Annotated in this window: 6 protein-coding genes; 1 reads left to right on the plus strand and 5 read right to left on the minus strand. The window is 57.9% G+C overall.

What is annotated here, in order from left to right:
• Positions 1–6: 6 nt before the first annotated feature.
• From ACOYNV_RS15990 to ACOYNV_RS16010, 5 genes are all read right to left on the minus strand, one after another.
• Positions 7–4,224: a response regulator gene (locus tag ACOYNV_RS15990; RefSeq protein ID WP_422900786.1), complete on the minus strand. Its 4,218-nt coding sequence runs from the start codon at positions 4,222–4,224 to the stop codon at positions 7–9.
• Positions 4,217–5,860, minus strand: coding sequence for a response regulator (locus ACOYNV_RS15995; protein ID WP_422900787.1), 1,644 nt, complete (start codon positions 5,858–5,860; stop codon positions 4,217–4,219). Before ACOYNV_RS15995 ends, ACOYNV_RS15990 begins: the two co-directional genes overlap by 8 nt.
• The gene (locus ACOYNV_RS16000) at positions 5,857–9,282 is read right to left on the minus strand and encodes a CHASE domain-containing protein (RefSeq protein WP_422900788.1); all 3,426 of its coding nucleotides are present in this window, start codon (positions 9,280–9,282) and stop codon (positions 5,857–5,859) included. The genes ACOYNV_RS15995 and ACOYNV_RS16000 overlap by 4 nt, the downstream gene beginning before the upstream one ends.
• A gap of 724 nt (positions 9,283–10,006) precedes the next feature.
• On the minus strand, positions 10,007–10,753 hold the full coding sequence (gene ugpQ, locus ACOYNV_RS16005; protein WP_422900789.1) for a glycerophosphodiester phosphodiesterase: 747 nt from the start codon (positions 10,751–10,753) through the stop codon (positions 10,007–10,009).
• Between the two features lie 10 nt (positions 10,754–10,763).
• Positions 10,764–12,059 carry an extracellular solute-binding protein gene (locus tag ACOYNV_RS16010; RefSeq protein ID WP_422900790.1) on the minus strand — a complete coding sequence of 432 codons (1,296 nt, stop codon included), beginning with the start codon at positions 12,057–12,059 and terminating at the stop codon, positions 10,764–10,766.
• Positions 12,060–12,376: 317 nt separating this feature from the next.
• On the opposite strand from ACOYNV_RS16010, the gene ACOYNV_RS16015 reads away from it, so the two are divergent.
• Positions 12,377–12,633, plus strand: a 257-nt coding sequence (locus tag ACOYNV_RS16015) for a hypothetical protein (RefSeq protein ID WP_422900791.1), incomplete at its 3' end; no start/stop codon positions are given.

The following is a 12,633-nucleotide window of genomic DNA, read 5'->3' on the forward strand; positions in this document are numbered from 1 at the left end:
ACTGGCTCACTTGCTGCAATCCCCGAGATAGTTGTCGATTGCCGCTGTCAGCGCATCAAGTTCTGCTTCAAGCATCTGCTGAAGACCGGCAAGCGCGCCCGAATCATTGCTGGTCGCCGCCGCCTCGATCCGTGCGCAGACTTCCTGGGCGCGAACCGCTCCGATCTGGCCCACGCTCCCCTTGAGGCGATGGCTGCCAATTCTTGCTCCTTCTGTATCGTTATCGCGAATCGCTCTGGCAATCTCGCGCCGATCCACAATCATCTGATCACGCACCATCGGTAACATCATGCGCAGGATGTCCTCATTCCCTTCCATCATGTCGAGGGCCAGCGCCGTATCGAATACCTGTTTTTCGACTGAAGCACCGATCTCCAGGAGAGGAGTCCTGCACGTATTTTCTTCGATCATGACTCCGCTTGCAGAGTAAGCGCCCACGCCCTGTTCCGCCACACTGGCACGCACCTGGTCATAAATGCCCGCAACCTTGTTGCATAGATCCCGGCTATCGACAGGTTTGGATATATAGTCGTCCATCCCGGCGGCAAGGTATTTTTCGCGGTCTCCTGCCATGGCGTTGGCGGTCATGGCAATGATCGGCACGGCATGATCAAGGACGTTCGAGTTCGCATCACGAATCTTTGTGGTGGCTTCAAGACCGTCCATCACTGGCATCTGGCAATCCATCAAGACCAGGTTGTAGTTGATTAACTCCAGCGCGTGAATCGCTTCAAGGCCGTTGCCTGCCGTATCCACCCGGTAGCCCTGCTTGCCCAACAAAGTCTGTGCAAATTTCTGATTAACGATATTGTCCTCCGCCAACAGGATGCGAAATTCATGGCGAGCCGCTATGGCGAGGGTTTGTCGCGAAATGACTTCAGTCTTCGGGAGTTGAGCAACGCCTGGATCTTTCGACAGAACCCTCGCGATAGCGTCGTAAAGTTGTGCGTGGCGAACCGGTTTGGTCAGATACCCGACAAAACCGATTTCTTCCGCAATCGCCCAATTTCCCCGTAGCCCGATCGGGGTCATCATTACCAGCAAGGTTGGTTCCAGCAAAGGGTCGGCCTTGATCCGGCGCCCAAGTTCGTGGCCATCCATGCCCGGCATCTGCTGATCCAGCAGCGCCACCTGGAAAGGATGATTCTGTTGCTTCGCCTCACGTAGCAGCCTCAGCGCGGTTTCCCCGTTGTCCGCCACCTCATGTGGGTAGCCATTGCCTATAAGCAGGGACGCTATCAGTTGCAGGTTGGTGGCGTTGTTGTCGACCACCAGAATTCGTGCCGACCGTGTATCCGTTGCTGGATCAAGCGACGCAGGAGTCATGGGAGCTAGTCCATTTTGTTTCACTAAACGGACGGTAAACCAGATTGTAGAGCCTTTTCCCGACTCGCTTTCGATGCCGATCTGACCCCCCATCAGTTCAGCCAACTGCTTGCAGATGGCCAGCCCCAAGCCCGTGCCACCGTATTTCCGGGTCGTCGAGCCGTCCGCCTGGGTGAAGGGCGTGAAGAGAAGCGCTTGCTGATCCTTCGGTATGCCGATGCCGGTATCTTGAATCTCGAAGCGCAGGGTAACCGAACCGTCGGCTTCAGAGTCGGGCATCACCCGGATGATCACTTCACCCTCGCTGGTGAATTTGATCGCATTGCCGGCCAGATTGCTGATGATCTGGCGCAGTCTTCCGGAATCACCTTTCAGATGTACCGGAACGTCAGGATCAATCTGGCAGATCAGTTCCAGCCCCGCCTCCTCGGCGCGTAACGCCAGCACGTCTGCGGTGTCTTCGAGCAGGATTCGCAGATCAAGGTCGCGAAGCTCGATGTCCAGTTTCCTCGCTTCGATCTTGGAGAAATCAAGGATGTCGTTGATGAGGCCGAGCAAATTTCCCGCACTCATGCGAACCAGATCCGCATAGTCGCGCTGCTCATTGCTCAGGTCGGTACCCAGCAGCAAGTCCGTCATTCCGATCACGCCATTCATCGGCGTTCGGATCTCGTGGCTCATGGTCGCCAGGAAATCGCTCTTGGCATGACTGGCCCGGTCGGCGGCCTGGCGGGCCTCAATGAGTTCGGCTTCGTAGCGTTTCTGATTCGAGATATCGACGACCGACCAGACCGTCAGCTTATCGTCCGCTGAAAAAATGGAACCGGAAAAATCAAACCAGCCCGGACTGCCGTCATTGCGCAATAGCTCGCATTGCGTGCGAAAGCTGCTGCCGGAATGGAGCACAGGGTACGCGGCCTCGCCGAAGGCCAGGTAATATTCGTCATTCGGATAGAGCACCCTGGTCGGCATTCCCTGGAGGGTGAGCACGGTATACCCGAGCATGCTGGCCACGGTGTCGTTGACCCACTCCATCATTCGGTCGCGAACCAACATGATGCCGATGACGTCGCTTTGCAGCAAAGCCAGCTGTTGTAGCGCGAAATCGGACAGCCGTACTTCGTCATCATGACGCGCCGTGATGTCCATAAAACTGCCAACCACCCGGAGTGGTGCCCCCTGTGCATCGCGCTCGACAATACGTCCACGGTCATGGACCCAGAGAATCCCGTCTTTGCCCTTCATGCGGTGTTCGGAGTCGTAATGGTCGACGTCACCCTTGATCAGGGCATCGATTCGTTGAATCACACAGGAAATGTCCTCCTCATGAATCAATTGACTAAACGCCTCCATGGTTCCTGGAATCTCATCCGGGGCAAACCCGAGAAGTGTGTACCATCGATCGTTATGAACAATGGTTCCCGTCGGCACATGCCATTCCCACGTCCCTTCACGCGTCGCTTCAAGTAGCTCTCTCAGGCGCTGCTCTCGTACCAGCATCTTGGCGTGCTCACGAGTAAAAGCACTCAGATCGGTGGCCACGACGAGAACCTGGCCGTTTCCCAAGGCATCCTGCAAGGGCTTTCTCAGCGATTGATAGTGGCGTATCTCACCGGTCACCGTGTTGTTGATATCTTCAAGCACAATTTCGGATTCACCCCGCATGAGCACGCGTTTGATGCTCTGCCGGTACGACTCGGCGATTTCCGCCGGAACCCCGAAATCGGCGTCGACCTTGCCGACCAATCCTGCAGGGGAGGTGTTGTACAAGGAGGCCATGGCCTGATTGGCAATGACGAAATGTCCTTCAGCGCTTATGATGAAAATCGGCGCGTCAATATTGTCGATTACGCTGCGCAGCAGCGTTTGACTTTCCTGCAACCCTTCGTTGGCCGTCAGTATCTTGATGCGCGCCGCCTCAAGCGCGCAGAGATTGCGATAAAGCATCAGAAATGCCGCGAGAATGAACAGGCTGAGCAGTCCGGCGCCACCAAAAACCAGTGCGCGGTACGCGTGGTAAGGCGCCAGCACATCCTCTACTGGTTCGCCTACCAGGAAATTCAAACCGTAGTCTGGATTCTTGCGGTATCCGAAAAAGCGGTCGATACCATCGGCACCTGATACATGGCGGAAAAAGCCGCTGACGGGAGCCCCGCCCTTTAAAAAGGGACGATCGTGCAGTTTCAAGTTGTAGTAGGTGTCTGACGAGGGATAGCGCGCCATGATTTCACCGCTCTCGGCGATCAGTGTCGTCGATCCGTTCTTGCTGTTCAAGAGCGACTTGGCAAACTCGCCAAACAATTCAGGGCTAACCGAAACGACCAGCACACCAGAAAAATGCCCATGATCGAATAAGGGGCGAGAAAACGGGATAGACCATCTCCCCGACACTTTTCCCAACACCGGCTTGCTGATGATCAATCGGTCAGCATCCATTGAGTTTTTGTGGGCAAGAAAATATTCACGCTGACTCAGATCGGTTGGAGTTGCAGGCTGCCCCAGATTGCTGAACGTGAGCCATCCCTCCCGGTCGATCACCAACACATGAAAGGCGATATCCTCGATGTGCTTCTGTCGCGCCTTGACCTGGTCGACAAATGCCTTTGCATTTCCTGACCAACCGTCGCGCAGGTCGAGAAGTATCTGGTTGACCCGCTTGATTGTGGAATTGGAAAACTCGGCGAAAACCGCAGCTTTGCCCATGGCATGAGCTTCGGCGGCCCGCAGTTCGCTGAGGCGCTTTTCTTCAATGCCATACCAGGAAACGCTCCAGAGAATGATCAGGCAGCCTAGTGCAAACAGAGCAAGAACACTTTTCCCGACGCGACCCCGGTTTGTAACCACCTCGCTTGCTGAAGGGCTGAAACCTTTTTCATTGGTTTGGCTGGTATCAATCATGCAAAGTCCTGCGAAGAGACAATAGGGTCTGCATTTCTACGGGCTTGGTGAGGTAATCGTCCATGCCGGCCTCGATGCAGAGTGCCCCTTCCCCGGCGGAGGCATTGGCGGTGAGCGCGATGATCGGCGTATATTCTTGTCCCGGAAGGGAACGGATGGCCAGCGCGCAGTCGACCCCGTTCATCTTTGGCATAGTAATGTCGATCATGATCAAGTCGTATTCGGTCTCTGCCAGCATTTCCAGCGCTTCGATACCGTCACCCGCCACATCGAGCCGCAGTCCGACGGTCGGCATCAGTTGGCCAAACCGTTCCCGACTTGCCACGTCATCCGCCAGCAGAAGGATGCGCGCCCCCGGGTGAAGTATCGTTGAATCCTGTTCGGCGGAGCCGTTGGCCACGCCAGGGGCGAGCGCTGCGAGTTCTGATACCTGGACGGCCTTCGGCAGCCGGACCGTGAACCAGAAACAGCTACCGGACCCGACGCCGCTTTCGACACCGCTTTCGACGCCGCTTTCGACACCGATGTCACCGCCCATCGCGAGCGCCAGCCGCTTGCTGATCGCAAGGCCAAGCCCGACGCCCCCATAGGTGCGGGATACCGAGCCATCGGCCTGCTCGAAGGGCGTGAACAGGCGCGTTTTATCCTGCGACGAGATGCCGATGCCGGTGTCGTTCACCTTGAAGCGCAGCGCTACATCGGTGGCGGTCTCCTGATCCGGAAAAATATTCAGCCATATAAACCCCTCGGTGGTGAACTTGACGGCATTGCCGGCCAGGCTGAGCAAAATCTGACTCAGGCGATGCGGGTCGCCATGCAGCGGCAGCGCCGCCAGTTCGGGTGCGATATCGATCAGGAACAACAGGCCTTTTTCTTCTGCCTCCGCGTTGACCAGGCGGGTCAGTGTCGCCAGGATGGGTTCAAGCGTGAAGTCGACGTTCTCAAGGCTCAAGCGCCCGGCTTCGATAGTGGAGATGGCGAGAATGTCGTCGATGAGACCCAGCAGCCGCTTCGAGGATAGTTCAACGATGGCGAGCCAGCCTTTTTGCCTGGCATCGGTGGCAACATGCAGGGCCAGGCTCGTCATGCCCATAATCGCGTTCATCGGTGTGCGCAGTTCATGGCTCATGTTGTTGAGGAAGGTGGTTTTCGCCGTGCTGGCGGTTTCCGCGGCTTCCTTGGCGATGGACAGCGCAAGGGTACGTGCCTGAACGAGTTCCTCAAGGTGATCGCGGTAGTGCTCCACTTCCTTGCGCAGCCGCTCACGCTCAAGCAGATTTCTGATCCGCAAGCGAGTGATCTCGACGTTGAAGGGCTTGCCGATGTAGTCGGCGGCACCCAGCGCCAAGCCGATGCTCTCGGCCTGAATGTCGCCCTGCGCGGTGACGAAAATAACCGGAATCGCGCACAGCCGCGGGTCGGCTTTCAGGCGTCGAAAAACCTCATGGCCGTCCATTTCCGGCATCATCACGTCAAGCAGAATCAAATCAGGAGGATCGTTTGCCGCCAGGGCGAGCCCCTCCGTCCCGGAGGTCGCGAATTGCAGATGGAAGTCCGTCCCCAGCGCCGCACCCAAGGTGATCAGGTTGGCCGGAAGGTCGTCGATCGCCAGAATTGTTTGTTTTGTGACAGTCATGCGAACTCCTTTCCAATTTCCAGTGCGGGAGTTGTCGTCAGGTGGCGCAATCGCTCCAGCACCTCGCCGAAGTGCAGTCCGTCCAGAAGTCGTCCGGTTTCCCTGAATTCTTCCGCCAGCACCGTTCCGGCGACGGCGGCCTCCAGGGCGCTGAAGAGGCTGATGGCTTCGAACCGGTTTTTTTTCAGCAGGGGCATGAGTTCCTCAATCAGCGCGACGACACGTTCGACGTCCACCGGCTTGTCCGCTACCGTCGGTACTGCAATTTCAGCCGTGGCGCGGGGTGAGGCTGGCAGCCACTTGGCAAGCAGGGCCTGAAGGATCTTGAAGAAAACCGGTTTATGCTGGATATCGTCCATGCCCGCCGCCAGGCAGGCCTCCCTGTCCGTCTCGAAGGCGCGGCCGGTCAGGGCGATGATCGGACGACGCGCGCGTCCGCTCTGTTTCTCCCACTGCCGTATCTGCGCGGCGGCAGCCAGACCATCCATGACCGGCATCTCCACGTCCATCAGGATCAGGTCGGCGGTGTCGCCACCAATGATCGCTTCGACCCCCTGCTGCCCGTCTTCTGCGAGCGTAACGCTCAGGCCCAATTTGGTCAGCATCGCTTCGATCACCATGCGGTTGGCGAGGACGTCTTCGACCACCAGTACCCGGCCGGAAAGTTCCGATCCGGCCAGGCCCGGGCTGACGATGCCAGCGTTTCCACGTTCGCTTGTACTGCCTTGCGCGCCGGCAACGACGCGTTTGGCACGGATGCGGAACCAGAAACGCGAGCCCTGTCCGGCCTGACTATCGAGCCCGACATCGCCGTCCATGAGCTGAGCCATGTGGCGCACGATCGACAGTCCGAGACCCGACCCGCCATATTTCCGGGTGGTCGAGCTGTCGGCCTGCGAGAATGGCAGAAACATCAGTGCCTGTTTGTCTTCAGGGATGCCGATGCCAGTGTCGGCGACGGAAAATTCGAGCACGGCGGTCGTTTGATCGCACTCGATTTCACGCGCTTCGATGCGGATAACGCCTTGCTCGGTGAATTTGATGGCGTTGCTGACCAGGTTGGAGAGCATCTGGTGCAGGCGCAGGGGATCGCCCAGATAATGCTGCCCGACCGGCCCGTTCCAGCCGGATTCGATGCTCAGGGGCTTGTCGTTTGAGGTCGAGGCAAACAGCGTCCGGGTTTCGTGGACGAGTTGGCAGGGGTCGAAGGCGGCCGATTCGAGCTGATATTTTCCCGCTTCAATCTTGGATAAATCGAGGATGTCATTAAGCAGATTGAGTAATGTCTGGCCGGAGGTGAAGACGATTCGCGCGTAGTCGAGCCGTTCGTCATCCGTGATCTGCGGCATCAGGAGCATCTGTGCCATGCCGAGAATGCCGTTCATCGGCGTGCGGATTTCATGGCTCATGGTCGCCAGGAAGCGGCTTTTGGCAATATTTGCTGCCTGCGCCGCCTCGTTGGCGATGGCCAGTTCGTCGGCGCGCTTGCCTTTTTCTTCGATCTGGAAAGCCAGCTCGGTATTGGCGATGGCGAGCGCTTCGACGCGTTTGCCATTTTCTTCGTTCTGGAAAGCCAGTTCGGCGTTGGCGAGGATCAGTTGACTCGATATTTTCTTGAAGTGAGTAATGTCTTCCTTGATCGCTACGTAGTTGATCAAAACACCGTTTCGATTGCGCACGGGTGAGATGGATGACCGTTCCCAGTACAGTGTTCCGTCCTTGCGGCGATTATGAAATTCACCCTGCCAGGCTTGCCCGCTGAGGAGCGTGGCCCACATCGCCTGATAATCCTCAAGCGACTTCTCATGCGAACTGAGGATCATCGGGTTTTTACCGATGATTTCGTCTAGTCGGTAGCCCGTCAGTTCCTCGAATTGCGGATTGGCATATTGAATAGCGGACTTGGCGTCAGTCACAAGGATCGACGCCGGACTCTGCTCGATGGCGCGCGTCAAAACCAACTGCAAATCATCGGCCTGGTTCCGCCGGGTGAGGTCGTGAAGGATGGCGACAAATTTACGCTTGTCGCCCAGTTGTATTGTATTAACTGATATTTCGAGCGGGAACAGGCTGCCGTCCTGGCGCAGGCCCGTCGCCGCGCGGCTCATCCAAATGGCCGTGCGCATCTCGTCGCTGGCGACGAGATGCGCCAGGTGGTGGTTGTGCGCGCTGCGTGACGACTCGGGCATCAGCATGTTGATGTGCTGCCCGATCAGTTCGCCGGCGGCGTACTGCCATAGCCGCTCAACCGCTGGATTGACCGTTTCCACGGTGCCCTGCTCGTCAATGGTGATTACGCCATCGTTCATGGTGTCAACGATCGCGGTAACGCGCGCCGAAACCTCGCGCAACTCTTCTGTCATTTGCAGCGCACGCGTTTCGGCGCGACGGCGGCCAGTAGCTTGCTGCCGTGACAGCAGCGCAAGCAAGGCACCGAGGAAAGTGATACCGGCGAACATCACCCACGGCGACGAATGATCGATTGCCGCATCAAACCCGGGCGTGCTGGCTACCTGAAGGGTTAACGCCCGGCCGGACAGCATCAGTGGCTTGGTCGCGACATGGCGGTGGTCGGACAGGGCATTCTGGCTGGCGCTCGGAGGGGCCGCATGTTCAGTGTCGTAAAGCAGCGAGTTACCGTTTTCGAAGAGTTTGAAATTAATTTGACCCTGCACTACGTCATCTATTCCATCGAGCAATTCTTCGATGACGATTGGCGCGTACAGCAGGCCAAGCAGTGCCGCCCTGCGCTCGCTGACCGTTGCCGGATTCGTGTCGTGCCTGTAGACCGGCTGATATTCGTGCCTGTAGACCGGCTGATATATCAGCATACCGGGCCTCTTGCGCGTATCTTGCACCAGGGTGATGGCCTCGGTCATGGTTGTCTCGCCGCTGTCAATGGCCTGCTTTGCTGCGGCTCGGCGCAGCGCTTCGGAGCCGATGTCCAGACCCTCCGCCCCGGCATTGTTTACGGCAGGTTCGATCAGTTTGATTACGTAGAGATCTTCGTGCTCCCGCTCATCGAGCTGACGGATGGCGAACTGAGGCGCGCTGTCGGCACGTTCGGCCGCAAGGAAAGCGTTCATATCCGGGCGCATGAAGTGTTCAATGAAACCAAATCCCCTGACACCAGGGAATTCCATTGGCAGATTGTGCGTTTCGACGAAGTCCCGAAACTCGGCGCGCTTCACGCTTGTTCGGGCGGCGTACATGCCCCTCAGACCATTCAAGCCGTAGACCGGTTTGAGGAAGCGCTGAGCAATATTGGCAGAAACATGTTCGACGTTACGTTGAAAACGAGCCTCGGCGTCACGGTCGATTGCATTTTGCCTCCACAGACCGGTGATGGCGGCCAGGCACAGCCCGAGAACAAATATCGTTATCGGCAGGCGCGTGCTGACGGGTGCGAATTGTTTGTTCATGCCGGTGACGCCATCGGCTGACGCCGCCGCTCCTGACTCGCTGCGCGAGTGATTTGGAGGGCTGGGGGGGGGGCTACCAGCAACGGCTGCGCCTCGCCAGCATCGCGAAAAGCGTGTTGCTTCGTTTCGTCATCAGTGATCATGCGGAGTCCTTTGAAGGTTCGAATCATTGATTCCTGAACTGCTGAATTTCAATATTTTTATAGGTGCAGCAACTCGATAAACCTGGAAAACCCAGTTGGATGTTATGCCAATGTCGCAAGCCCTCATCCCCGGCCCTTCTCCCGCGGGGAGAAGGGTGTAAACCCCCTCTCCCCGCGGGAGAGGGTTGGGGTGAGGGCTAAACACGCGTCAGATCCGGCTTTACGGTCAGTTTGTCGCGGTCAACCGAGTTTTTCAGGATAGAACGTGTAGATTTTGCGCCGAATTTGAATTTTGGGATACGGGTATATCAGATAACCCCGGTTTTTTTGCAGGTAAAGTTGACCTGGAGCACAGGAGACGGCGTACGAGAATGCAGGCGTAGATCAAATCAGTGCGTCGGATGCCAGCCAGCAATCAAGGTCAGCGCCACATGGAAGGGCGAGGCTGCCGAATAGGTGAATCCCGATACACAGACCTCTAGCCGATCTACAGGTGATGTGCCTGAAGATCGCCGTCTTTATTGGCTCGCCGGCCTGCCTTGCTGTAGAACGCCTGTTTGCGCGGCTTGCAGGGCTTGTTACTATTTTTCACTGCGACCCGGGACATCGATGCGATCGCTGAACACCGATGCCACGCCGCGCCTGAACAGTGCCTCGGCGACAGACTGGTCATTGACCGTGTAGCACAGGACAGGAATTCCGGCAGCACGGGCGGCGCAGAGAAGCGAATCGTCCAGCTTGTCGGCCGCGCAATGCAGGCTGAAAGCGGCCAATGCATCAAGGCGAGCACGCCAGTCGGCAGGCGGCCGCACCCACAGGCAGCCGAGCGGCAACTGCGGCGCCGCATGCCGGGCCGTTTCCAGAGCAAGTTCCGAGAACGAGGAAACCAGGGGAAGTTGAACGCCTGACCACAGCTCGATGACGCGCCGGGCGACGACTTCGCCGGTGATCGCCTCGAATCCGCTCGCCGGTTTGATCTCGACATTGGCCATCAGGCCAAGCTCACGGCACAAAGCCGCGGCCGCTTCCAGCGTCGGCAATGGTTCGCCGGCAAAGGCGCGATGCCGGTAGCTGCCGGCATCGAGGTTGCGCAGAACGGCATCCGGCGTAGCGCATACGCGGCCACGGCCATTGGTGGTACGTTCCAGCGTTTCGTCGTGAATCAGCCAGGGCGAGCCATCGGCCGAGAGCATGACGTCGAATTCGACGGCACGCATACCCAGCGCGGCGGCAATGCGCAGCCCGCTGGCGCTGTTCTCCGGCGCCAGCGCACCGCCGCAGCGGTGCGCAAAGACGCGCGGGAGAGGCCAGTCGGGCGCCGGAGCCATCACTGGTTACTTACTTGCCGCCCTTTTTGGCCTTGGCTGCGACCTCCGGAGCAGCCGCCTTGGCTTGCAGGACGGCATTGCCGCGTTGAACGGCGTCATCCAGCGCTTCCTTGGCCGGCTTCTTGTTGGCCCAGACGGTTTCGAGTTCTTCCTCGACGATGATGCGTACCGGCTCGATCTGCGAAACACGAACGGTCGGCGACGAGGTTTTGCCCTGAAGCTGCGAATAGGCCACGTTCAGCCCGGCCAGATCAGACTGCAACAGCTTGCTGCTGGCCGCCGCGCGCGCCACCGGGGTGATCGGCAGGAAGCCGCCGGCCACCGTCAGCTCGATCTGGACTTCCGGGCCCAGGATGTAGTTGATGAATTTTGCGACGCCTTTTGTTTCCGCCGGCTTCAAGTCGTTGCCAATCCACAGCGAGCCGCCGTCGGCCAGCGTATTCTGCGGCGCACCGCGCACATCGTCGTGATACGGCAGCGTGGAGACGCCAACCTCCAGCGTTTTGCTTTCGGACAAGGATCCGTAGAGCGAAGAGGAACTGGTCAGCATCGCACATTCGCCGCTGGCAAAACGCCGATCCGCCTCGTCGCGCCTGCCGAAGTAGGAGAAATACTTGCTCTTGTGCCAGGTGGCCATCATGGCGACGTGCTTGATCTGGACCAGGCCGTTGAAAACGAGTTTGCCTTTGGCGTCGGCCACCTCGGCGCCATTCCAGGCGCTCAGGTTATCGATATGTACCCAGGCCGGCCAGGAAGTGGTGAACGGGCAGCGACTGCCGGATACGAAAAGCTTTCCGGAGACCTCCTGGATCTCGAGCCAGGTCTTCGGAGGCCGTTCGGGATTCAGCCCCGCTTTGCGCAAAGCGGCCTTGTTGAAGTAGAGCACCGGCGTCGAGAAGGCGACGGGCAGCGCAAAAAGCTGGCCCTTGGCATCGGCCAGGCCAGCACGCAACTCGTAGGAAAGCTTGCTGGAATCGAGCGGCTGCCTGGCCTCGCGCATGACTTCATGCAGCGGCCTGAACTTCGCCTTGTTGGCAAGAAAACGCGAATGCTCTTCGCGCGTGACAAGATTGATCTGCTTCGGCGCCTCGCCCTCGACGCGACGCACCATCCTGATCTGAACGTCTTTCTGCTGCGCATTGAAACGCTCGATCAGCGGTTCGATGCGGGCCGCACGCTCTTCGTCGAGCTGATGCGAAAACTCGATCGGTGCAGACGCCGGAGCCGGCGCGGGGACCGGGGCAGCAATGGCCGGAGCGGCAAGAATCAGCCCGCTCACGGCCATGAAAATTCTGGAAAAATGCATTACGCCTCCTTGATGATGATAACGGAGGCTTGATTATAGTGGCTGAATCGATCCGGGGTAATCCTGTGAGGCAAGCGCGAAGGACTTTGCAATTCAACCTGGAAAAAGCAGTTCGTCCACGAAAAACACCAAAAGCACGAAAAGAATCAAGGAGATAATAAGTTAAGATGGTCACCCAAAAGGTGAATGAAGAATACACATCAAGCTCTTGATTTTGTTCGTGTCTTTCGTGATTTTCGTGGATAGACTGAGGTTTTAAGGTGCAAAGCACGTCATAGTTCGTCTTGCAGGTTCAAAGCGCTTCCGGAGAAGCTCAAGTGAACAAGTATCAGCGCCTGGTCATGGTTGCCGCCTTGATGAATGCACTGGTCATGGTGCTGTTTCCGCCATTCACCAGCCAGCCGCTGGCCAGGGGCATGCTCCCCGGTTTTGAAGGCTTTTATCCGCTCATCACGCAGCTTGGCAACAAGCCATTCCGTCAGCGGGGAGCGGCGAAGCGGAGAAGAACGTCGCCACCATTAAGGAACGGCTACGAAATAACTTCCCGATTTTATCTTCTCACCTGCATTGATCG

The organism is Propionivibrio sp. (assembly GCF_049316945.1).
Lineage (GTDB): Bacteria > Pseudomonadota > Gammaproteobacteria > Burkholderiales > Rhodocyclaceae > Propionivibrio.